Here is a 21,631-nt window from a genome sequence, read left to right on the forward strand (position 1 = left end):
ACGACAAATCACACAATAGGGGCAGGAGCATTCACGCACCTGCCCCGTCGACAGTTACTGCTGCAGCGCCTTGCTTACCTTCTCGAACAGATCCCGCGCCAGCCCCTCAAGGTTGGCAAGACGGGTCAGCTCGGCGCGGATCAGGGCCTTGCGCGCCTCATCCAGTCGCTTGAACTGAATAAGCGGAGTGATGAGGCGGGAGGCCACCTGCGGATTCACCTCGTTGAGCTCGATCAGCAGATCGGTCAGGAAGCGGTAACCACTGCCATCCACCGCATGGAACTGCACCTGATTGCTCATAGCGAAACTGCCGATCAGCGCTCGCAGCCGGTTCGGATTGCGAATGCTGAAAGTGGGGTGATTCATCGCCTGTTTCACTTCGCTGAGTATATCGGCAGCCGGTTTGCTGCCAATCAGCCGCAGCCAGTTGTCCAGCACCAGTCCATCCTTGGCCCACTTGCCTTCAAAATCGGCCAACAGCGCGGCACGGCATGGCAACAGATAGCCGTTGGCCACCTGCAACGCCGCCAGGGTGTCGGTCATGTTGTCGGCAGTTGCATACTGCTCGCGCACCAGCGCATCGGCATGCTCCGCATCCAGCGCCGCCAGATAGCCGAGCACGACCCCTTTGAGGGCTCGCTTGGCCATATCGGCGTGCACCACCTGATAACCGTTCAGACGCAAACTCTGATAGGTCGCCGCCAAACGCGCGCCAAAGGCCTCGGCAAGACGGGTGTGGATCGCGTCGCGCACCTGATGGATGGCATCGATATCGGCCACCTCGAACAGCTCGGCCAGGGTCGCCTCACCGGGCAGCGCCAGGATCTCCGCCTTGAGGGCCAAATCCAGTTCACTGTCGTCCAGAATGGCGACGAAGGCGGCCAGCAGGGTTTGGGAGAGCTCAACCCCCTGCCCGTGCTGGACCCGCGCCACCCCATCGATGACCGCTTTGTTGATCAGCATTTGGGCCGCATCCCAGCGGGCAAACTCGTTGCGGGCAAAGCGCATCAGGAAGGCGAGCGCTTCGTCGCTGTAGTCATAGTGCAGCTTGACCGGCGCAGAGAAGTCCCGCAGCAGGGAGGGAACCGGCTTGACCGGCACCCGATCGAATTCGAAGGTCTGCTCCGCTTCCAGCACGTCGAGCACGTTGCCGATGGCCTTGCCCTGATATTGCAGCGCAATGACGGCACCCTGCTCGTCATAGAGTTCGATATCGAGGGGGATATGCAGCGGCAGCTTTTGCGGCTGATCCTGAGTCGGCGGGGTGTGCTGGCTCACATGCAGACGGTAAACACCGCTGGCGGCATCGTACTCGTCGGTCACGGTCAGCTCGGGGGTGCCTGACTGGCTGTACCAGCGGCGGAAACGGCCGAGATCCACACCGGAAGCATCCTCCATCGCCTGCACGAAATCATCGCAGGTGGCGGCCGAACCGTCGTGACGCGCGAAGTAGAGACGCATACCAGCCTGGAAGGCATCCTCCCCCAGCAGGGTGTGCATCATGCGGATCACTTCCGACCCCTTCTCGTAGACGGTCAGGGTGTAGAAGTTGTTCATCTCGATCACCACATCCGGGCGGATCGGGTGCGCCATGGGGCCGGCATCTTCCGCAAACTGCGGGCCGCGGACGGTACGCACGTTGTTGATGCGGTTGACACCACGGGAGCCCAGATCGGAGGAGAACTCCTGATCCCGGAATACCGTTAGCCCCTCTTTCAGGCTGAGCTGGAACCAGTCACGACAGGTGACACGGTTGCCGGTCCAGTTGTGAAAATATTCGTGACCGATCACCCGTTCGATACCGTGGTAGTCGCTGTCAGTGGCGGTGGCCGGATTGGCCAGCACGAACTTGGAGTTGAAGATGTTGAGCCCCTTGTTCTCCATGGCGCCCATGTTGAAGAAGTCCACCGCAACGATCATGTAGATGTCGAGATCATATTCGAGGCCGAAACGCTGCTCGTCCCAGCGCATGGAGTTGATGAGGCTCTCCATGGCAAAACCGGCGCGATCGAGGTTGCCCTTGTCGACGAAGATCTCGAGGGCCACCTTGCGGCCGCTCTTGGTGGTGTAGTGGCTGCGCTCCACATCGAAATCACCGGCCACCAGCGCAAACAGGTAGCTGGGTTTGGGGAAAGGATCCTGCCACTGCACGAAGTGACGGCCGCCATCCAGATCACCGCTGTCGACCTTGTTGCCATTGGAGAGCAGGAAGGGATACTTGGTTTTTTCGGCGGTGATGCGGGTGCTGTAGCGCGCCAGAATATCGGGGCGATCCAGATAATAGGTAATGCGGCGAAAGCCCTCCGCTTCACACTGGGTACAGTAGGCATCACCTGATTTGTAAAGTCCTTCCAGCGCGGTGTTGGCGGCCGGATCCAGCTGGGTGACAATGGTGAGCACACATTCGGCCGGCAGGTTGAACAGGGTCAGGCTGCTCTCGCCTTGTTCGTAGTTGTCACAGGGAATGCCATCAATGGCAACGCTCTTGAGGGTCAGCTGCTCACCATCGAGGACGAGCGGCGCATTGTGCTCGCCGTTGCGACGAATGCGGGTGATGGCGGTGACCTGGGTCAGCGGCTCCTGCAGTTGGAAATCGAGGTCGATGGTGTCGATCCAGTAGAGCGGCGCCTGATAATCCTGGCGATATTTGGCCGTCATGGCCTGGGAGTGATCGGTCATTATTGTCTGCTTCCACGCTTGTTAAAGGCGAGAAAGAGGCTGTCACAACCAACTGGCGGGGTCAAACAATTTGCATTACGTCAGATACGCCAGACAAAAAGAAGGGCGACCGCAGTCGCCCTTGTGCATTGGAGGTCGCTTTGTCAGCTGCGTTTGCTGACCTTGGCCAGATCCGCCGTGATATTGGCCGCTTCGATGAGATACTCATCGGGCGCTTCAAAATCAGCGGGCAGTTCATCCAGACTCTTCACCGCCGGCTTGCCAAGACGTGCCAGACGCTCGTTGGTACGTTTGAGCGCTTTCTCATCCTGTTTCGCCTGCTCTGCAACACGCTCCGCCTCGTTGAGGGAGACCGACTTCTTGTCTTTCTCCTCCTTGTAGTCGGCGATGTCCTGCATCACATAGGCAAACTCGGGATCCTTGGCGATCCGGGCATCGTGTGCCGCCTGCAACTTGGGCAGTACGCTGGCGAAGTTACCGAGTTTCTCGTAGTTGGCGGAGGCAATCTTGTCCCACGGCAACGCATTGAACTCACGGCTTTCGCCCGTCTCTTCCGGAGCAACCGGTGTCGGGAAGCTGATATCCGGCGCAACGCCCTTGTTCTGGGTGCTGCCACCGTCGATCCGGTAGAACTTGGCGATGGTGTACTGCACGTGACCCAGCGGCTGCTCGTAGAAGTCATAGACCTTGGCGAGACTGCGATGCTGCTGCACCGTTCCCTTGCCAAACGAGTTTTCACCCAGGATCAGGGCACGGCCATAATCCTGCATGGCGGCAGCGAAGATCTCGGAAGCCGAGGCACTGTAGCGGTCGATCATCACCGACATGGGCCCACCGTAGTAGACGTTGCCATCGTCATCGCCATTGACCGTGATACGGCCCATATGATCACGAATTTGCACCACGGGACCGCTGGCAAAGAAGAGACCGCTCAGGGCGGAAGCTTCGGTCAGGGCGCCACCGCCGTTACCGCGCAGATCGATGATCAGACCATCGATCTTCTTCTTGTTCAGGCTGGAGAGCTCCTTGATCACGTCGTCGTGCAGATTGACGTAGAAACTCGGGATCTCGATGACGCCAATCTTCTTGCCTTCGGCGTTAATCACCTTGGACTTGGCTGCCCGGTCTTCAAGGCGCACCTTGTCGCGGGTCAGCTCGATCTGCTCGGTCTTGGCAGTTGCGCCCTTGCCGCGCTGGATCTCCAGCTTGACCTTGCTCCCCTTGGGCCCCTTGATGAGCTCGACCACGTCATCAAGACGCCAGCCGATCACATCGACAATCTTGCCATCTTCCTGCCCTACCCCGGTGATCTTGTCATCGGGCTTGAGGTGGTTGGATTTGGCAGCCGGGCCACCAGGCACCAGAGAACGGATGACGGTAAAGTCATCTTCCGCCTGTAACACGGCACCAATCCCCTCCAGCGAGAGGTTCATCTCGGTATTGAAACGATCGGCACTGCGCGGTGAGAGGTAACTGGTGTGCGGTTCGATGGCGCGAGCGAAGGAGTTCATGAAGAGCTGGAAGACATCCTCGCTCTCGGTCTGGGACATCCGCTTGATAGCGTTGTTGTAACGCTTGCCAAGCAGCTCCTTGATCTCGGGCCACTCCTTGCCGCTGAGCTTGAGACTCAGGGCATCGAACTTGACCCGCTGACGCCACAGCTCGTTGAGCTCTGCTTCATCTTTGGGCCAAGCCGCCCCTTCCCGATCAAACACATAGTTGTCGGTCTGGGTAAAATCGAAAGGAGTATCAAGCAGTTTGAGGGCGTATTCGAACCGCTCATAACGCCGCTGCTGACTCAGGTTGAACATCTCGTAGGCGGGAGCCAGACGGCCTCTTTCGAGGTCGGTGTCAAAACCGTTACGGTACTTTTCAAAACGGCTGATATCAGAGGCCAAAAACAGGTTGCGGCTGTAGTCCAGATTCTCCAGATATTTATCGAAAATCACGGAGGAAAAGGCATCGTCCAGCTTGAACTGTTTGTAGTGCGAGCGGGTAAACAGATTGGTAATTCGCTTGCTGGCCGTAGCATGTTGGCTCTCTTGAGCCAACACAGGCAAATCACTCTCCTTGAGCACCGGCTCGATGGCCTGTGCAAGCCCGGCAAGCGCCAGGCTACAGGCAACGAGGGAAAAACGAATTACGCCATGCTTCAACATTTGTCTCCTTAGAGAACCAAGTGCTCTGATTTGACCCGCACCATCATGCCGGTCTGCAGTTGGACCTGTACATCGTCCTTGGTTACTTCCTTGATGGTTGCCGGAACCGGGAATTTACCCATAACGACGCGCACATCCTGGCCCACTTTCAGCGTAGCGGCATCCACTTTAACCAGCGGAGCGTCAGCGACCGGTGCCTTGGCGGCAGCTTTCGGCTTGGCAGCTACATCAGCTTTCTCGGTTTTGCGCACAGCAGGACGACGGGGCTTCTTGGCCTTCTCATCCTTCTCTTTGGTATTGGTACGACGGCTGGCGAATACGCGCTCTTTGCTCTCTTTCAGAGCTTGCTTGGCGTGCTCGATGTGCTCTTCGGTCAGCAGCTCGCCCGGGTTGCCATCCAGATCAACGCGAGCCTGGCCAGCTTTGAGACCGTGCAGGTAGCGCCAGCTGGAGGTGTATTGACGCAGTGCGGAACGCAGCATGGTCTTGGAGACTCTGGCATCGTCAGCAAGACGCTCGGCCAAATCCTGGAAGATGCCAATCTTGAGCGGCTTGGCCTCTCCTTCAGCAACGAAGCAGGCCGGGAATTTCTCGACCAGGTAGGCAACGATCTCTTTACTGTTCTTCAGCTTCTCAGTGTTTTCCATGTATAACCTTGGCTTTCATATAAACGCACGGGCACGTCCCGAGCACAACAAAGGCCCCATTATAGAGAGCTTGGGGCCTTTTGCGAACCATCTAGCAATGACTTAGAGCATGCTTTCCAAAATTTGCACCGTTTCTTCGAGGCCAATCCGGTCTTGCTGGTCGAAACGGTTAAAAATCGGACTGTCGATATCGAGCACCCCGATGATCTCGCCACCACGGCGCACCGGGATCACGATTTCCGAGTTGCTCGCGCCATCACAAGCGATGTGACCATCGAACTGGTGGACATCGTCAATGAGCTGGGTTCTCCCCTCTGCCACTGCCGTACCACACACACCGCGGCCGACCGGGATCCGCACGCAGGCCGGTTTACCCTGAAATGGCCCCAATACCAGGGTCTCGCCCTGCAACAGATAAAAACCGACCCAGTTGATCTCCGCCAGCTCCTGATTAAGCAGTGCGGAGAGGTTGGCCAGATTGGCAATCAGATCGGTTTCCCCCTCCAGCAGCGCCTTGGCCTGCTGGTTGAGGGTGCGATAAAACGGTTGTTTTTCAATCATGATTAAATGAACTTCACTCCCTGATGGTTTGGGGAAGGTAACGCCTGGCCGGGAAATTTCAAATATTTTTTCCACTCCCCACTCCTTGCGCCGTTATTCCCGGGCAACGGAAAGCGCCAATTGCTGGCGTTGACCATTACTCCACTCGATATTTAACAACCAGATCATGACGGGTGATGTACAACTCCCCACCTGGGTCACCCCCTGCCACTGTCCGTCTATTTGTTCAAAGTTCACCGGAATGGTGCCCATAAACATATCTTTGCCTTCGAGTGTCGCTTTCACAGGTTTGACGGCCGGATCGCCGCCGGTAATAGCGATGGCAAAGTCATCTTCGGCGCGCAGCGGTAATTCCTTGATGGCGACCGTCAGCAGCTTGTCACCAATCAGCGCGCTGCAAGGGGTGTGGGAAAGATCACAAATCTGATCTTTTTTCTGGTCAGCAGAGACGCTGTTATCGGCCGAAAACCAGGTGCGATAGGCCATCAGCGCCAATAACAGCGCCAATACCAGTACGAGGTGCAAAACTTTACGTGCGGTAAGTCTCTCTTTCATCAAAAACAGCCCGATTAAGATGCAATTAAAATAGTTTTTTGTGATCTCGAACAAGGTAAAAAACTGCCATATCGAGACCGGACGGAGCCAAATATATCACTGTTTATACTGTTATTTTACCTGTCACTTCAGTATCATTCCCATGCAGTTTTCATTTAGCCATCTTTTGCTTTTCCTTTCGTTAACAGATGTTAACAACTGGTCGGCGGTGGCTGATGAAGCCAGTCCGGTCCTCCGGATACAAAACCAAACAACAGCAGCATCGGAAGCGGAATATAACGATGAGCCATACAACTAACCATCCTGAGTACAACTACACCGTTGTTCGCCAGTTTACCGTCATGACGATTGTCTGGGGAATTGTCGGCATGTCGGTTGGCGTACTGATCGCAGCCCAGTTGATCTGGCCTGCCCTCAACTTCGAGACCCCGTGGCTGACTTACAGTCGTCTGCGGCCCCTCCATACCAACGCAGTGATCTTCGCCTTCGGCGTCAGTGCACTGATGGCCACCTCGTTTTACGTGGTGCAGCGCACCTGTCAAACCAGACTGTTTGGTGGCCCGCTGGCAACCTTCGTCTTCTGGGGCTGGCAAGCAATCATCCTCTCTGCCGCCATCTCTCTGCCGCTGGGTTACACCTCCGCCAAAGAGTATGCCGAGCTGGAGTGGCCGATTGATATCGCCATCACTGTGGTATGGGTCGCCTATGCCATCGTCTTCTTCGGCACCCTGATGAAGCGCACCACCTCCCACATCTATGTGGCCAACTGGTTCTTCGGCGCCTTCATCATCACCGTTGCGGTGCTGCACATTGTCAACAACATGGAAGTGCCGCTCTCCGGCATGAAGTCCTACTCCATGTACTCCGGCGCCATGGACGCCATGGTGCAGTGGTGGTATGGCCACAACGCGGTAGGCTTCCTGCTGACCGCTGGCTTCCTGGGGATGATGTACTACTTCGTGCCCAAGCAGGCCGGTCGCCCGGTTTACTCCTATCGCCTCTCCATCGTCCACTTCTGGGCGCTGATCTCCCTCTATATCTGGGCCGGTCCGCACCACCTGCACTACACCGCACTGCCTGACTGGGCTCAGTCACTGGGCATGGTGATGTCCCTGATCCTGTTCGTCCCCTCATGGGGCGGTATGATCAACGGCATCATGACCCTCTCCGGTGCCTGGCACAAACTGCGTTATGACCCCATCCTGCGCTTCCTGATCGTCTCCCTCTCTTTCTACGGCATGTCGACCTTCGAAGGCCCGATGATGGCGATCAAAACCGTCAACGCCCTCTCCCACTACACCGACTGGACCGTCGGTCACGTGCACTCCGGTGCGCTGGGCTGGGTTGCCATGGTCTCCATCGGTGCTGTCTATCACCTGATCCCGAACTTGTTCGGCCAGGGCCGGATGTACAGCGTCAAGCTGATCAACGTTCACTTCTGGCTGGCTACCGTGGGCACCGTGCTCTACATCGTTGCCATGTGGATTTCCGGCGTGATGCAGGGCCTGATGTGGCGTGCAGTCAACGAAGACGGCACCCTGACCTACAGCTTCGTTGAAGCGTTGCAGGCATCCTATCCCTTCTATTTCGTGCGCTTCCTGGGTGGCTGCTTCTTCGTCACCGGCATGTTGCTGATGGCTTACAACGCCTATCGCACCATCACTGCGCCCAAAGGTTCTCTGGAACCTGTCGCCCAGCCAGCATGATTGAAGAGGTCAACCCATGAGCAACAATAACCGTCACGAAATATTTGAAAAAAGCGTTCCCATGCTGGTGGTCGGCATCATCTTCGCCATCAGTCTGGGGGGCCTGGTTGAAATCACTCCGCTGTTCTTCCAAAAGCAAACCACCGAGCCGGTGGAGGGCCTCAAGCCCTACACCGCTCTGCAGATGGAAGGACGCGACATCTTCATTCGCGAAGGCTGCACCAACTGCCACAGCCAGATGATCCGTCCGTTCCGTGCCGAAACCGAGCGTTACGGTCACTACTCGGTCGCCGGTGAGAGCGTCTGGGAGCACCCCTTCCTGTGGGGCTCCAAGCGTACTGGTCCGGACTTGGCCCGTGTCGGTGGCCGCTACTCCGACGAGTGGCACAAGGTTCACCTGATCAACCCGCGCGATGTGGTACCGGAATCCAACATGCCCGCCTACCCCTGGCTTGATACCAATGTGCTGACCGGTGAGATGACGGCCAAGAAGCTGGCGCTGTTCCGCGATCACTTCGGTGTGCCCTATACCGACGCTGATATTCAGGGTGCTGGCGAAGCCGTCAAGGGCAAAACCGAGCTGGATGCGCTGGTGGCCTATCTGCAATCACTGGGTCATGCCCTGAAATAAGGAGGCGAAAATGGACTACGGCACATTTCGCGGTCTGTATACCCTGCTGTTGATGGCCATCATGATTGGCATCATCGTCTGGGCCTACAGCAAACGCCGCAAGACCTCTTTCGACGAGGCTGCCAATCTGGTTTTTGCCGATGATGAGCAACCCGGTGCTGATAAAAAGAACGCAGGAGCGAAACAATAATGAGCACTCTGTTTAGCATTTTTGTGACTGTCATCAGTCTGGGAACCATCCTCGGCTGCTTCTTGCTGCTGATGTGGTGCCGCAAGGACAAGATGGGTGTTGAAGAAGGCAAATCGATGGGTCACTCCTTCGATGGCATCGAGGAGATCAACAACCCGCTGCCGAAGTGGTGGACTTACATGTTCCTCTTCTTCATCGTCACCGGTCTGGTCTATCTGATCGCCTTCCCGGGGCTTGGCAACTTCAAAGGCCTGCTGGGCTGGCAAAGTTCCAACCAGGACGTGCGCTCGCTGGCCGAGTCCAAGGCTGCAACCGCATCGGCAAAGGCTGAAGGTCGCGCGGTGGAGTATGACCGCGAGGTCGCCAAGGCTGACGAGATCTACGGCGCCAAGTTCCGTGAACTCACCTACGAAGCGGATGGCAAAACCTATCGTGCCATTACCGAGATCGCCAAGGATCCGGAAGCCCTGAAAGTGGGTCAGCGTCTGTTCCTGCAGAACTGCTCCCAGTGCCACGGCTCCGATGCCCGTGGTGGCCGCGGCTTCCCGAACCTGACCGACAGCGAATGGCAATGGGGCGGCCAGCCTGATCAAATAAAGACCACCATCATGGGCGGTCGTCAGGGGATCATGGCTGCCTGGGGTGAAATCCTCGGCAAAGATGGCGTTCAGGAAGTGGCCTCCTATGTGCTGAGCCTCTCCGGTCGCAAGGTCGACCTGGTGGAAGCGAAGAAAGGTGAAGCACGCTTTGCCATCTGCGCTGCCTGCCACGGGGCCGATGCGAAGGGCGGTATTGCCGTCGGTGCGCCAGATCTGACCAACAACACCTGGCTCTACGGTGGCTCCCGCGAAGTGGTGGTGCAAACCATCACCCACGGTCGTCACGGCGTGATGCCAGCCTGGAAAGACATTCTGGGTGAGGACAAGGTTCACCTGCTGGCCTCCTACGTTTACAGCCTGTCTCATCAACAGTCTGCCAAATAAGGTTCGCCCGTAACGTTGTAACATGTGATAAACACGTGATTACACAGCAAAAAGCCTCGACTCCTCGAGGCTTTTTGTTATCTTGTGTTGCGTAAAAACCATCTTCCACGTTAATCATTCGTTTCATGGCAGTAGCAATCATGACCCAACCTCTATCCAAACCGTGGTATCGCCAATTCTGGCCCTGGTTTATCATCGCCCTCCCCACTGCCGCCGTTGTCGGCAGTATCGCCACCGCCATCATCGCCAGCAAGGATGGGGTCAATCTGGTGGCCGAGGACTATTACAAACAAGGGAAAGAGATCAATCAGGACTTGAGCAAGTTTGACCGCTCCGAAGCGCTCAATATCCGCTTTGGGCTGGAGGTTGACGGCAACGAGCTGACTCTCAAACCCATCAGCGGTGACATTCCTGCCGGGCAAGCTCTCTATCTCTCATTGTTTCACCCGACCTTGGCCGGTCAGGACAGCGAACACATGATCACCGCCGATGCGAGCGGCACCTATCGCCTCCATTTCGACAAGCCGCTGGTCGGCAAGTGGCACATTCGGGTCGATGCCTTTGATCACGAGTGGCGATTGCAAGAGACCGTCCAGCTGCCCACCCTGGCCCCTGTCGAACTCGACCCGAAAGGACGCTAAGCCATGACCGGCTGTTCTCACTGTGGCGAGCCGGTGCTCGCCAGCGCCCCTGCTGCTTGCATTCTGCATTCAGGGGGGCATAACGCATGACTCCCTGTTTTCACTGTGGCGAGCCGGTACCCGCCAATAGTGGCTATTCCCTCGAGATAAAGGGGATTGTTCGCCCCATGTGCTGCCCCGGTTGTCAGGCTGTGGCAGAAACCATCATGGAGTGCGGCCTCGCCAGTTACTACGATCACCGCACCGCTCCCGGCACCAAGGGGGATCTGGTGCCCGAGGAGCTGGCCGCCCTCACCCACTACGATCTGGCAGAAGTGCAACAGGATTTTGTCACCGACAGCGGTACCCTTCGCGAAATCCAACTGACAGTTGAAGGGCTCACCTGCGCCGCCTGTGCCTGGCTTATCGAACGTCACCTGATGACCCTTGGCGGCCTGCGCTACATCAACGTCAACACCACCACCCACCGGGCCCGTATCAAGTGGGATCCAGACCAGCTCTCCCTGAGTGACATTCTCAAGGGATTTGCCCAGATCGGCTATCGCGCCTACCCGTTCCAGACCCATCAACAGGAGGCGCTCTACGCCAAAGAGGTGCGCAGCTATATGTTCCGGCTGGCACTGGCAGGGCTGGGCTCGATGCAGGTGATGATGTGCGCCGTGGCCCTCTACATGGATCTCTTCATCAGCGTTGAAGATGAGTTCATGGTCTACTTCAAGTGGATAAGCCTGCTGCTCTCCACCCCCATCATGATCTACTCGGCCCAGCCCTTTTACGTGGGGGCCTGGCGCAGCCTGAAGCAGGGTCACCTGTCGATGGATGTGTCGGTGTCGCTGGCGCTGATCGGGGCTTTTATCGCCTCCATGTGGGCCACCGTGTTCAATACCGGTGAGGTCTATTACGACTCCATCACCATGTTCGTCTTCTTCCTGCTGCTGGGACGCTTTCTCGAGTTGCGGGCCCGGCGCAAGGCGTCGGAGTCGAGTTCCAACCTGGCCAGACTGGTGCCCATCATGGCGACCCGCATCGATGATGAAGGGGAACATGAGGTAGCGGCCAAGACCTTGCAGGTCGGCGATCGGGTACGGGTGCTGGCTGGCGCCACCTTGCCGGCGGACGGCATCATTGTCGCAGGACAAGCCAGCCTCAACGAATCCATGCTGACCGGTGAACAGCTGCCCCTGCTCAAACAGCGCGGTGATCAGGTCTATGCCGGCACCATCAACACGGATGCGCCGCTGCAGATCCGGGTCAGCCACCGCATCGAAGAGTCGCGGATCGCCCAGATCATGCGGCTGCAGGATCACGCCCTCGATGACAAACCGGCCATCGCCCAGATGGCGGATCAGCTGTCGCGCCACTTTATTCTGGTGCTGCTGATCATTGCCGCCGCGGTCTGGACTTTCTGGCACTTCCATCAACCGGATCAGGCGTTCTGGGTCACCCTCGCCGTGCTGGTTGCCACTTGCCCCTGTGCCCTGTCGCTGGCGACTCCGACGGCGCTAACCTCGGCCACCGCCAATCTGACCCGCAACGGCATTCTGCTGCGCCGCGGTCATGTGCTGGACGTGCTGACCAAGGCCAACCGGATCGTGATGGACAAGACCGGCACCCTGACAACCGGCGAGATCAGCCTGACCGGCATAACTACCTTGGCAGAGGTGGACGAGACGCAATGCCTCGCCATCGCCCGGGCCATGGAGGCGCAATCCGAACACCCCATTGCCCGCGCCTTCCGGCTGCCCGCCGACAGTATCAGTGTGCTGCCATCCGCCCGCGAGATCACCCCTGTCATCGGTCATGGCATCACGGCGCTGGTGGAGGGTGTACGCTACCGCATCGGCAGTGCCCGCTGGCTTGGACTGGATCCGGCGCAAGAGCAAGGCCGCGGTCTGGCTATCTATCTGGCCAACGAGCAGCAGGTCTTGGCCCGCTTCAATCTGGAAGATACCCTGCGCCCCGATGCCAGGGCGCTGATCGCGGCATTCAAGTCAGCAGGTCTGCAAACTACCGTGCTGACTGGTGACAGCTCGCTGCAAGCAGACGAGATTGCCCGCGAGCTGGGAGTAGATGAGCTGCTCAAGGGGGTCTCACCCGATGGCAAGCTGGCCTACCTCAAGGCCCGGGAAGCCCAAGGAGATATCAGCATCATGGTGGGCGATGGCATCAACGACGCCCCTGTACTGGCCGGGGCGCACGCCTCGTTCGCCATGGCCGGTGGCACCGATCTGGCGAAAAACAGCGCCGATGCCATCCTGCTGGCCGATGACCTGAGCCGACTGCTCGAGGCCAGAGTGCTGGCAATGCGTACCCGCAAGATCATCATCGAGAACTTCGCCTGGTCCATCGGTTACAACCTGCTGGTGTTGCCGCTGGCGGCCTGCGGCTGGCTGCCCCCCTATCTGGCGGCGGCGGGCATGTCGCTCAGTTCACTCATCGTGGTGACCAACTCCATGCGCCTCAACCGATGAGACCGGGGGCGGAAAATAGCTGAAATGTGGCCTGCCTCCGATTCAGGCCACATTTCTCACTGATAGCGGCTGGCCCCCTGCCCGAACAGGGTTACCATAGGGGACGCTTGCCAAGGATGAACGCCAAGGTATCCCCCATGAATATAATTTTTGTCCTGATCCCCATCGCCATCCTGTTTGTGATCATCGCCGGGGTCGTCTTCTTCTGGGCCATTCGCTCCGAGCAGTTTGAAGATCTCGACCGGCAGGGTTCCAACATCCTGTTTGACGAAGAGCAACCTGCCCACAAACCCGTAAAGCCTGCTGACCATGACCCACAACCTTGATCTGGCCGGCGCCCTGCTGGTCGGACTGGCAGGCTCTGCCCACTGTATCGGCATGTGCGGGGGTGTCTCCGCCGCGCTCTCCATGGCGATCCCCGCCAACAAGCAGCACTTCTGGGGGCGGCTCGCCTATCTACTCAACTACAACCTCGGCCGGATCCTGAGCTATGTGATTGCAGGTGCACTAGTGGGCGGCCTGCTCGCCACCACCAGCGAGCTGGGCGCAGGCAAACACGCTATTGCCGGCTTGCGTCTCGTGGCAGCGCTATTGATGATTGCGCTTGGTCTTTATCTGGCGGGCTGGTGGCAAGGGATCTTGCTGCTGGAGCGGCTCGGCGCCAGACTTTGGCCCCGTATCAAACCGCTGGCGGGCAAATTTATCCCCTTCACCTCACCGCTGCAGGCATTGCCCTTTGGCATGGTGTGGGGCTGGCTGCCCTGCGGGCTGGTCTACTCCATGCTGACCTGGAGCGCGGCGGCCGGTTCGGCCAGTGGCGGGGCGCTCATCATGCTCTTTTTTGGTCTCGGCACCCTGCCCACCCTGTTCGCGTTAGGCGGGCTCGCCGATCGCCTGAGATACTGGCTCACCCTGCGCAGTTTGCGCCTTGGCGGTGCCCTGCTGCTCATTTTGTTCGGGGTACATACCTTCTGGATTGGCATTGCTTCCTTTTGAAACCCTATCCAAAACGGATGAGTTGATGGTAAACTTGTTTGATATAAATCAATTATTCGTATGAGCCTATGATCCCGGAAAAGAAACCTGGCAGACGTATCCAGAGCGGTGGCTGTGCAATTCATTGCCAGGATTGCAGCATCAGTCAGCTCTGTATTCCCTTCACTCTGAACGACAACGAGCTTGATCAGCTGGACAGCATCATCGAGCGCAAGAAGCCGATCCAGAAGGGTGAAGAGCTGTTCAAGGCTGGCGATGAGTTCAAATCGCTCTATGCCATCCGTTCCGGGACCATCAAGTCTTACACCATCACCGAGCAAGGGGATGAGCAGATCACTGCGTTCCACCTCGCTGGCGATCTGGTCGGTTTTGATGCCATCAACAAGCAAGCCCACCCCTCCTTCGCTCAGGCGCTGGAGACGGCCATGGTGTGCGAGATCCCGTTTGAAGTGCTGGACGATCTCTCCGGCAAGATGCCCAAACTGCGCCAGCAGATCATGCGTCTGATGAGCAGCGAAATCATGGGCGATCAGGAGATGATCCTGCTGCTCTCCAAGAAGAATGCCGAAGAGCGCCTCGCCGCCTTCCTGCACAATCTGTCGGTACGCTTCTCCGAGCGCGGTTTCTCCGCCAAAGAGTTCCGTCTCTCCATGACCCGTGGTGACATTGGCAACTATCTGGGTCTGACCGTCGAGACCATCAGTCGTCTGCTCGGCCGTTTCCAGAAGTCCGGTCTCATCAGCGTTAAAGGCAAATACATTACCGTGCTGGATCAGGTCGCCCTTGGCATGATGGCCGGTGCAACTCGCCCGCCCTGCGGCTGATTTTTCCGCTTACCCTCTCGCTTTTCTCCTGCTTTCCCTGCCGGATCCTTTCCTCTGGAATGTGATCCGGTACGTTCCCCATACCCTCCTCCTGCGCTAAGCTGTAATGGCTAAGATTCTGCTGTCATTGGACTTTTCCAAGGAGGAGAAGATGGTCAAATATCAGAATATTCTGGTGGTTATCAATCCAGAAGAGGAGCGTCAAATCGCCCTCGAACGGGCAGTCAAAGTCGCCGAGCTGGACGAAAACGCCCATCTGACCCTGCTGCTCACCATCTATGACTTCTCGTATGAAATGACCGCCATGCTCTCGGTGGACGAGCGGCAAGAGATGCGCGACGGCGTCATTTCACAACGACGTGAGTGGCTGGACGAGATCCTGACCCCCTATCGGGCACAGGGGATCGAATGCGAAGTCAAGGTAGTCTGGCACAATCGTCCCTTCGAGTGCGTCATTCAGGAGGTGCTGGAGCAGCGCCACGATCTGGTGGTCAAAGCCACACACCATCACAGCTTCCTGCAAACCTTCATCTTTACCCCCACCGACTGGCACCTGCTGCGCAAATGCCCCTGTCCGGTGCTGCTGGTCAAGGAGGGTCACTGGCAACGGGGCGGCAACATCATCGCCGCCATCAACTGCTCAAGCGACGATCCGGATCAGAAACTGCTCAACGAACGGATCACCCAGGAGGGGAGTGACATCGCCGAGCTGCTGGGCTCCAACCTTTATCTGGTCAACACCTACCCGGGCACCCCGGTCAACGTGGCCATCGAGCTGCCGGAGTTTGATCCCAACGCCTACAACGAAGCGATCCGCAAGCACCACGAAAGCCTGCTGCTAAGCCATGCCGACAAGTTCGGGATCGGTCATCTCTGGACCCGGGTAGCAGAGGGGCTACCGGAAGAGGTGTTGCCGGATATGGCAGAAGAGCTCAAGGCGACCTTGATGATCATGGGCTGCGTCGGCCGTACCGGGCTTTCTGCAGCTTTGCTCGGCAATACCGCCGAACATGTGATTGACCGCCTCTCCTGCGACATCCTGATCCTCAAACCGGCGGACTACAGCTGCCCGGTCGACAGTCGTCGCAATCAATCATAAGGTGCCTGGCACCTTGCCCTCCCCCGGGACATGGCTATAATAACGCGCTTATTTGTGTCCCGGGTTTTACGAGCATGCTAGAAGAGCTGAACGCCAAAGAAAAATACAGTTTCAACAAACTGCAAAAGCGCCTGCGGCGCAACGTAGGTCAGGCCATTGCCGACTTCAACATGATTGAAGAGGGCGACAAGGTCATGGTCTGCCTCTCCGGCGGCAAGGACAGCTTCGGTATGCTCGACATACTGATGAGCCTCAAAGCCAGCGCCCCCATCCATTTCGATCTGGTTGCCGTCAACCTGGATCAGAAGCAGCCCGGTTTCCCCGAGCATGTGCTGCCCGAGTATCTGGATTCCCTCGGCATCGAGTACAAGATAGTCGAGGAAGATACCTACTCCATCGTCAAAGAGAAGGTACCGGAAGGCAAAACCACCTGCTCCCTCTGCTCACGGCTGCGCCGCGGTATTCTCTATCGCACCGCTCAGGAGCTGGGTTGCACCAAGATTGCCCTTGGCCACCACCGCGACGACATCCTCGAGACCCTGTTCCTCAACATGTTCTACGGTGGCAAGCTCAAGTCCATGCCGCCCAAGCTGGTGAGCGATGATGGCAAGAACGTGGTGATCCGCCCGCTGGCCTACTGCAAAGAGAAGGATCTGATCCGCTACGCCGACGTCAAAGCCTTCCCCATCATTCCGTGCAACCTGTGCGGCTCGCAAGAGAACCTGCAGCGTCAGGCCATCAAGCAGATGATGCAGGATTGGGATCGCCGCTTCCCCGGTCGTATCGAGACCATGTTCACCGCCATTCAGGACGTGATCCCGAGCCACCTGCTCGACCACAAGCTGTTTGACTTCAAGAGCATCAACCGCGACTCCGGCATCATTGATGGCGGCGACAAGGCGTTTGATCCGCCCGAGATGCCAAAGGCGCCGCTGCTGGATATCGACGAGATGGACATGCTGGATGTGATTGAAGTGCGCTAAGCCGCGCTCACAAGGCAAACGCCACGCAATAAAAAAGGAGCGATGATCGCTCCTTTTTGCTTTCTTTATGGGCCTGTCACTGCGGTGACACCACCACCGGCCTCACCCTTTGTGCAACCAGGGGGTCAGGCGCAACACGTCACCCTGCAGGCGCAGTTGCCCGGCAGCGAACGCGGCCAGTTGCTCATTGCTCAGCAGCAGGTGGCCTTCCTGCCAGGGCATTGCTTCCTGACGGGCACCATCAATCAGATAAGCTGTTCCGCTCTGCTGCACCAGGGTAATGCGCACCCCTTCCATCTTCGGCAGGAAGTGCTTGCCGACCATGCCCGCCATCTTGTCGAGCAGCGACTGCATCTGCTGTTGACGGGCCGCCAGCTCGGCCAGCGGCAGCTCGGGCCCTTTCGGTGCATCTGCCATCACCTGTACCGTCATATCGCAAGTGGCGTGCTCTTCTTTCAGGCCGACGGTCACGATCCCCTTGTCGAGGTTGAGATCCTCATCAAAAGGCAGGCGCAGTTCGCTATCGACCGTTACCTCGCCCGCCACTTCCTTGCTGTCGGTTGCAACCCGGGCAAAGGTGAGGCCGCAGCGTTGGCCATTTTGCGGATCGGTCAGATAAAACCCCAGTCTGGCGTGACCAAACTCCCCTTTGGCAAAGGTCTTCATCTGGCTGTAGAAGGTGCTGTATTGCAGATCCAGCACCGGCTCAGCCAGCGCCAGCCCTGGCAGCAAGAGCGTGGCCAGCAAACTCTGGCGCACAGCCTTGGTCACTCCATATCGACGGGTCATTCAACGTCCTTTTGCATCATGCATTGAAATGGTTGGGGCCTTCTGTCACCTCGTTAACCTCTACCCCCACCCCGCAGAGATCCCGATAGAGGATCCCCTTGCAGTTGAAATAGAGCGGTGCCACCCAGATAAGCCCCAACCCCATGGGGATCAGAGCCAAGAAGAAGAGCGCGGTCATCACGCCGTGGAACAGCACAATGCTTGGCCAGCCGCGCGCAAAGAGCTTGAGAGAAACCAGAATGGCCTGGGGCGGCGTCAGGCCACGCTCCAGCACCAGCGGGACGGTAAAGAGCAGCCCCATGCCGATCAGAGCCGAGGGGATGAAAGAGAGCACGGCGGGCAAGCCCAGCAGATCGAATAGCGGGCCAAACAGGCTGGTGAGCAGACTGCCAAGCAGGCTCAACATGCCGAGACGCACAAAGTGGCGGAAGAAGTCGAACACCTGGTTGGCTCTAGCGCGCACCCCGACAGACTGCTGCAACCCAAGCATATCGAGGGAGCTGGTCATGGGGGCCATCACCACCGTCATCAGCAGGCTCAGCACCATGGCCACATTCATCTGGCTGTCATCCCCCAGATAGGGCAACAGCAGCACATTGCTGAGCAGGATCCAGATCGCCGTCACCCCGACAATCGCCAGCAGCAGGCCAAATCCGGTACGGCGGGTCTGTTGCCATCCCTCCTGGATGACCCCTTTCAGATCAAGGCGGTAGCCCTGGTTCAGAGACTGCTCAAGGGAGCCGCCAATACGCATTTTATTACTCAATTGACTATCCAATATCGAAAACGACCAAATCAGGTGGCACATTATAGCGATTTGGTCTGCTATTCGTAGCCGTTTTTCCTGCGCACTTGCAGCTAATTCGGGCCAAAAAGCCTTTAATTTCATGTGTTGGCTGCATAGAATGCGGCCCTCTTTCAACACGATGGCCACTGGCTGGGGTGAGACTGGCGGATGATGAACAATCCACAGGTAATTGTTGCGCTGAACAAGATCAGCAAAAAATACGATGGCAAGGTGATCCTGAGTGACCTTGACCTTGAAATCTATGACGGTGAATTTCTTACCCTGCTGGGCCCCTCCGGCTGTGGCAAGACCACCCTGCTGCGCCTGCTGGCCGGGCTAGAATCGGTCGACGGTGGCACCATCCATCTGGCCGGTGACGAGATCACCCATATCCCCGCCGAACACAGGCACATCAACACCGTGTTCCAGAGCTATGCGCTCTTCCCCCATATGACGGTGTTTGAAAACGTCGCCTTTGGCCTCGAGATGCAGAAAGTACCGGCCAGCGAGATCCGCCAGCGGGTCGAGGAGACCCTCGCCATGGTGCAGCTCACCGAGCTGGCCAACCGCCGCCCGGATCAGCTCTCCGGCGGCCAGCAGCAACGGGTCGCCATCGCCCGCGCCGTGGTCAACAAGCCCCGCCTGCTGCTGCTCGACGAATCCCTCTCGGCGCTCGACTACAAGCTGCGCAAGCAGATGCAGAGCGAGCTCAAGGCGCTGCAACGTCGCCTTGGTATCACCTTTGTCTTCGTTACCCATGATCAGGAAGAGGCACTCACCATGTCTGATCGCATCCTGGTGATGGAGGGCGGCAAGATCATCCAGCGCGGCACCCCGCGCGATATCTACGAATCGCCAGCAAACCTGTTCGTGGCCCGCTTTATCGGCGAGATCAACGTGATGGATGGAAAGCTGATCAGCCAGCGCGAGCCCGGTATCTGGCAGGCCGAGGTAGAGGGGCGCGAATGCCTGCTTCATACCGCCTTGCCGTTCCAGCCAGACGACAAGGTACTGGTGCTGCTGCGCCCGGAAGATCTGCGTATTCTCGATCAGGATGACGATCAGAGCGGCGCGCTGCGGGGCAACATCCGCGAGCGAAACTATAAGGGGGCGACGCTGGATTCGGTGATCGAGCTCGAAAGTGGCAAACAGCTGCTTATCTCCGAGTTCTTCGACGAGGATGACCCCGACTTTGACTACCGTCTGGGTCAGGAGGTGGCGATCCACTGGGTCGACAGCTGGGAGGTGGTGCTGCCCTATGAGCCTCACTAATCTGCGGGTACCGCACAGCTTTGCCCACAACGGCTTTCGCAACGGGGCCATCGCACTGATCCTGGGCTGGCTGACGCTGTTTGTCTTCCTGCCCAATCTGATGATCATCGGCGTCAGCTTCCTGACCCGTGATGAGTCCGAGCTTATCGCGCCGCTCTTTACCCTGAGCAACTATGGCCGCCTGCTGGACCCCCTCTATTTCGAAGTGCTGCTCCACTCCCTCTGGCTGGCGCTGCTCGCCACCGCCATCTGCCTGCTGGTGGGCTACCCCTTTGCCTGGCTGCTGGCCCATCTGCCAACGCGCATTCGCCCGCTGCTGCTGTTTCTGGTGGTGGTGCCGTTTTGGACCAACTCCCTGATCCGTACCTATGCGCTAAAAGTGCTGCTCGGCACCCGGGGGCTGATCAACGGCTGGCTGCTGGATCTGGGGCTTATCGAGCGACCGCTGCAGATGATGTATACCGAGGTGGCCGTCATCATCGGGCTGGTCTATGTGCTGCTCCCCTTTATGGTGCTGCCGCTCTACTCCAGCATCGAGAAGCTGGATGGCCGTTTGCTGGAGGCGGCGCGGGATCTCGGCGCCAACGGCTGGCAGCGGCTGGTGCGGATCATTTTGCCCCTCACCCTGCCCGGCATCATCGCCGGTTGTCTGCTGGTGTTCCTGCCCGCTATGGGGATGTTCTATGTCTCCGATCTGCTGGGGGGCGCCAAACACCTGCTGATCGGCAACCTGATCAAGACCCAGTTCCTCAACAGCCGTGACTGGCCCTTCGGCGCCGCCATCAGCGTGATGCTGACGGTGCTGATGGCGCTCTTGGTCTACTGCCACTGGCGGGCGGGCAAGCTGCTCAGCAAGAAGGGGGAGCTGGCATGATGCGCGCATTGAAAGCTCTGTTTCTGCTGCTGGTGTTTGGCTATCTCTATGTGCCCATCGGGGTGCTGATCGCCAACTCCTTCAACCTGTCGAAATATGGCATCGACTGGCGCGGCGTTACCCTGGGCTGGTATGAGAAGCTGTTTGCCAGCGCCAGCCTGATGCAGGCGGCCCAGCACTCCCTGACCATCGCCGCCCTCACCGCCACCGCGGCCACCCTGATCGGCACCCTCACCGCCGTGGCGCTGTTTCGCTACCGCTTTCGCGGCAAGCAGTACGTGAGCAGCATGCTGTTTGTGGTGATGATGTCCCCCGATATCGTGATGGCCATTTCACTCCTGACCCTGTTTGTGGTCACCGGCATTGCGCTGGGCTTCTGGTCGCTGCTGATCGCCCACATCACCTTCTGCCTGCCGTTCGTGGTGATCACCGTCTACTCGCGGCTGTGCGGTTTTGATGTGCGGATGCTGGAGGCAGCACGGGATCTGGGGGCTGGCGAGTGGATCATCCTGCGCCGCATCATACTGCCGCTGGCCCTGCCGGCGGTGATGGCAGGCTGGCTGCTCTCCTTTACCCTGTCGCTGGACGATGTGGTGGTGAGCTCCTTTGTGACCGGCCCGGCCTACGAGATCCTGCCGCTCAAGATCTACTCCATGGTCAAGGTGGGGGTCTCCCCCGAGGTCAATGCCCTGGCCACCCTGATGCTGGTCGCCTCCCTCGGGATGGTGCTGCTGGCGCAACTGTTACTGCGTAAACGGCAGGGTTAACCCTGCCCGTTTCGTCC

General features: G+C 58.2%; 21 protein-coding genes. 14 read left to right on the plus strand and 7 right to left on the minus strand.

Going from position 1 to position 21,631, the window contains the following annotated elements:
* Positions 1-54: 54 nt before the first annotated feature.
* The 5 genes from pepN to AB5Y73_RS10225 all read right to left on the minus strand — a co-directional run bounded on the left by pepN (position 55) and on the right by AB5Y73_RS10225 (position 6,601).
* On the minus strand, positions 55-2,679 hold the full coding sequence (pepN, locus tag AB5Y73_RS10205; RefSeq protein ID WP_279499626.1) for an aminopeptidase N: 2,625 nt from the start codon (positions 2,677-2,679) through the stop codon (positions 55-57).
* 143 nt (positions 2,680-2,822) lie between these two features.
* A complete protein-coding gene (gene prc / locus AB5Y73_RS10210; protein ID WP_005351922.1) occupies positions 2,823-4,838 on the minus strand; it encodes a carboxy terminal-processing peptidase in 2,016 nt (671 codons plus the stop codon).
* A gap of 8 nt (positions 4,839-4,846) precedes the next feature.
* Positions 4,847-5,485 carry an RNA chaperone ProQ gene (gene proQ / locus AB5Y73_RS10215; protein ID WP_005351923.1) on the minus strand — a complete coding sequence of 213 codons (639 nt, stop codon included), beginning with the start codon at positions 5,483-5,485 and terminating at the stop codon, positions 4,847-4,849.
* A 102-nt stretch (positions 5,486-5,587) separates the two neighbouring features.
* Positions 5,588-6,046: a GAF domain-containing protein gene (locus tag AB5Y73_RS10220; RefSeq protein ID WP_005360536.1), complete on the minus strand. Its 459-nt coding sequence runs from the start codon at positions 6,044-6,046 to the stop codon at positions 5,588-5,590.
* 93 nt (positions 6,047-6,139) lie between these two features.
* Positions 6,140-6,601: a hypothetical protein gene (locus AB5Y73_RS10225; protein WP_107683132.1), complete on the minus strand. Its 462-nt coding sequence runs from the start codon at positions 6,599-6,601 to the stop codon at positions 6,140-6,142.
* Positions 6,602-6,882: 281 nt separating this feature from the next.
* On the opposite strand from AB5Y73_RS10225, the gene ccoN reads away from it, so the two are divergent.
* From ccoN to ttcA, 11 genes are all read left to right on the plus strand, one after another.
* Positions 6,883-8,307: a cytochrome-c oxidase, cbb3-type subunit I gene (ccoN, locus tag AB5Y73_RS10230; RefSeq protein WP_005336616.1), complete on the plus strand. Its 1,425-nt coding sequence runs from the start codon at positions 6,883-6,885 to the stop codon at positions 8,305-8,307.
* A gap of 16 nt (positions 8,308-8,323) precedes the next feature.
* A complete protein-coding gene (gene ccoO / locus AB5Y73_RS10235) occupies positions 8,324-8,938 on the plus strand; it encodes a cytochrome-c oxidase, cbb3-type subunit II (protein WP_005336618.1) in 615 nt (204 codons plus the stop codon).
* A 10-nt stretch (positions 8,939-8,948) separates the two neighbouring features.
* On the plus strand, positions 8,949-9,128 hold the full coding sequence (locus tag AB5Y73_RS10240; RefSeq protein WP_005336620.1) for a CcoQ/FixQ family Cbb3-type cytochrome c oxidase assembly chaperone: 180 nt from the start codon (positions 8,949-8,951) through the stop codon (positions 9,126-9,128).
* Positions 9,128-10,111 (plus strand): cytochrome-c oxidase, cbb3-type subunit III, encoded by a 984-nt coding sequence (gene ccoP, locus AB5Y73_RS10245; RefSeq protein WP_107682983.1) that lies wholly within the window; start codon positions 9,128-9,130, stop codon positions 10,109-10,111. Before AB5Y73_RS10240 ends, ccoP begins: the two co-directional genes overlap by 1 nt.
* Before the next feature lie 140 nt (positions 10,112-10,251).
* Positions 10,252-10,752, plus strand: coding sequence for a FixH family protein (locus tag AB5Y73_RS10250; protein ID WP_043820362.1), 501 nt, complete (start codon positions 10,252-10,254; stop codon positions 10,750-10,752).
* Positions 10,753-10,838: 86 nt separating this feature from the next.
* Positions 10,839-13,223, plus strand: a complete 2,385-nt coding sequence (locus AB5Y73_RS10255) for a heavy metal translocating P-type ATPase (protein WP_107682984.1) — start codon at positions 10,839-10,841, stop codon at positions 13,221-13,223.
* Positions 13,224-13,360: 137 nt separating this feature from the next.
* Positions 13,361-13,549: a cbb3-type cytochrome oxidase assembly protein CcoS gene (gene ccoS / locus AB5Y73_RS10260; RefSeq protein WP_005336630.1), complete on the plus strand. Its 189-nt coding sequence runs from the start codon at positions 13,361-13,363 to the stop codon at positions 13,547-13,549.
* On the plus strand, positions 13,533-14,219 hold the full coding sequence (locus AB5Y73_RS10265) for a sulfite exporter TauE/SafE family protein (protein WP_005336631.1): 687 nt from the start codon (positions 13,533-13,535) through the stop codon (positions 14,217-14,219). The genes ccoS and AB5Y73_RS10265 overlap by 17 nt, the downstream gene beginning before the upstream one ends.
* Before the next feature lie 68 nt (positions 14,220-14,287).
* The gene (locus tag AB5Y73_RS10270) at positions 14,288-15,043 is read left to right on the plus strand and encodes an FNR family transcription factor (protein ID WP_005351934.1); all 756 of its coding nucleotides are present in this window, start codon (positions 14,288-14,290) and stop codon (positions 15,041-15,043) included.
* Between the two features lie 151 nt (positions 15,044-15,194).
* Positions 15,195-16,142, plus strand: a complete 948-nt coding sequence (gene uspE, locus AB5Y73_RS10275; RefSeq protein ID WP_005345417.1) for a universal stress protein UspE — start codon at positions 15,195-15,197, stop codon at positions 16,140-16,142.
* Positions 16,143-16,216: 74 nt separating this feature from the next.
* Complete coding sequence (gene ttcA, locus AB5Y73_RS10280; RefSeq protein WP_005336634.1) at positions 16,217-17,125, plus strand: tRNA 2-thiocytidine(32) synthetase TtcA; 909 nt, start codon at positions 16,217-16,219, stop codon at positions 17,123-17,125.
* A gap of 102 nt (positions 17,126-17,227) precedes the next feature.
* Here the strand turns inward: ttcA and AB5Y73_RS10285 are convergent, their stop codons facing one another.
* Together AB5Y73_RS10285 and AB5Y73_RS10290 are read right to left on the minus strand one after the other, a co-directional pair.
* Complete coding sequence (locus tag AB5Y73_RS10285; RefSeq protein WP_107682985.1) at positions 17,228-17,914, minus strand: DUF2987 domain-containing protein; 687 nt, start codon at positions 17,912-17,914, stop codon at positions 17,228-17,230.
* A gap of 16 nt (positions 17,915-17,930) precedes the next feature.
* A complete protein-coding gene (locus AB5Y73_RS10290) occupies positions 17,931-18,668 on the minus strand; it encodes a hypothetical protein (protein WP_005351939.1) in 738 nt (245 codons plus the stop codon).
* Between the two features lie 201 nt (positions 18,669-18,869).
* Here AB5Y73_RS10290 and potA point away from each other — a divergent pair, with 201 nt between their 5' ends.
* Genes potA through potC form a run of 3 tightly spaced genes read left to right on the plus strand, consistent with a single transcriptional unit; the run spans position 18,870 to position 21,614 of the window.
* On the plus strand, positions 18,870-19,973 hold the full coding sequence (potA, locus tag AB5Y73_RS10295) for a spermidine/putrescine ABC transporter ATP-binding protein PotA (RefSeq protein ID WP_042083132.1): 1,104 nt from the start codon (positions 18,870-18,872) through the stop codon (positions 19,971-19,973).
* On the plus strand, positions 19,960-20,847 hold the full coding sequence (potB, locus tag AB5Y73_RS10300) for a spermidine/putrescine ABC transporter permease PotB (RefSeq protein WP_107682986.1): 888 nt from the start codon (positions 19,960-19,962) through the stop codon (positions 20,845-20,847). The genes potA and potB overlap by 14 nt, the downstream gene beginning before the upstream one ends.
* A complete protein-coding gene (potC, locus tag AB5Y73_RS10305; protein WP_107682987.1) occupies positions 20,844-21,614 on the plus strand; it encodes a spermidine/putrescine ABC transporter permease PotC in 771 nt (256 codons plus the stop codon). Before potB ends, potC begins: the two co-directional genes overlap by 4 nt.
* Positions 21,615-21,631: the final 17 nt, after the last annotated feature.

Source organism: Aeromonas sp. s7(2024) (genome assembly GCF_040907825.1).
Taxonomy (GTDB): Bacteria; Pseudomonadota; Gammaproteobacteria; order Enterobacterales; family Aeromonadaceae; genus Aeromonas; species Aeromonas veronii.

Bases quoted from the DNA above. Each gene is read 5' to 3' on its own strand.
- AB5Y73_RS10250 (WP_043820362.1), top strand. From the start codon at position 10,252: ATGACCCAACCTCTATCCAAACCGTGGTATCGCCAATTCTGGCCCTGG.
- proQ (WP_005351923.1), bottom strand. From the start codon at position 5,485: ATGGAAAACACTGAGAAGCTGAAGAACAGTAAAGAGATCGTTGCCTAC.
- potC (WP_107682987.1), top strand. From the start codon at position 20,844: ATGATGCGCGCATTGAAAGCTCTGTTTCTGCTGCTGGTGTTTGGCTAT.
- ccoP (WP_107682983.1), top strand. From the start codon at position 9,128: ATGAGCACTCTGTTTAGCATTTTTGTGACTGTCATCAGTCTGGGAACC.
- AB5Y73_RS10255 (WP_107682984.1), top strand. From the start codon at position 10,839: ATGACTCCCTGTTTTCACTGTGGCGAGCCGGTACCCGCCAATAGTGGC.
- potB (WP_107682986.1), top strand. From the start codon at position 19,960: ATGAGCCTCACTAATCTGCGGGTACCGCACAGCTTTGCCCACAACGGC.
- AB5Y73_RS10240 (WP_005336620.1), top strand. From the start codon at position 8,949: ATGGACTACGGCACATTTCGCGGTCTGTATACCCTGCTGTTGATGGCC.
- uspE (WP_005345417.1), top strand. From the start codon at position 15,195: ATGGTCAAATATCAGAATATTCTGGTGGTTATCAATCCAGAAGAGGAG.
- AB5Y73_RS10265 (WP_005336631.1), top strand. From the start codon at position 13,533: ATGACCCACAACCTTGATCTGGCCGGCGCCCTGCTGGTCGGACTGGCA.
- ccoO (WP_005336618.1), top strand. From the start codon at position 8,324: ATGAGCAACAATAACCGTCACGAAATATTTGAAAAAAGCGTTCCCATG.
- ccoS (WP_005336630.1), top strand. From the start codon at position 13,361: ATGAATATAATTTTTGTCCTGATCCCCATCGCCATCCTGTTTGTGATC.
- AB5Y73_RS10270 (WP_005351934.1), top strand. From the start codon at position 14,288: ATGATCCCGGAAAAGAAACCTGGCAGACGTATCCAGAGCGGTGGCTGT.
- AB5Y73_RS10290 (WP_005351939.1), bottom strand. From the start codon at position 18,668: ATGCGTATTGGCGGCTCCCTTGAGCAGTCTCTGAACCAGGGCTACCGC.
- AB5Y73_RS10220 (WP_005360536.1), bottom strand. From the start codon at position 6,046: ATGATTGAAAAACAACCGTTTTATCGCACCCTCAACCAGCAGGCCAAG.
- AB5Y73_RS10225 (WP_107683132.1), bottom strand. From the start codon at position 6,601: ATGAAAGAGAGACTTACCGCACGTAAAGTTTTGCACCTCGTACTGGTA.
- ttcA (WP_005336634.1), top strand. From the start codon at position 16,217: ATGCTAGAAGAGCTGAACGCCAAAGAAAAATACAGTTTCAACAAACTG.
- potA (WP_042083132.1), top strand. From the start codon at position 18,870: ATGATGAACAATCCACAGGTAATTGTTGCGCTGAACAAGATCAGCAAA.
- AB5Y73_RS10285 (WP_107682985.1), bottom strand. From the start codon at position 17,914: ATGACCCGTCGATATGGAGTGACCAAGGCTGTGCGCCAGAGTTTGCTG.
- prc (WP_005351922.1), bottom strand. From the start codon at position 4,838: ATGTTGAAGCATGGCGTAATTCGTTTTTCCCTCGTTGCCTGTAGCCTG.
- ccoN (WP_005336616.1), top strand. From the start codon at position 6,883: ATGAGCCATACAACTAACCATCCTGAGTACAACTACACCGTTGTTCGC.
- pepN (WP_279499626.1), bottom strand. From the start codon at position 2,679: ATGACCGATCACTCCCAGGCCATGACGGCCAAATATCGCCAGGATTAT.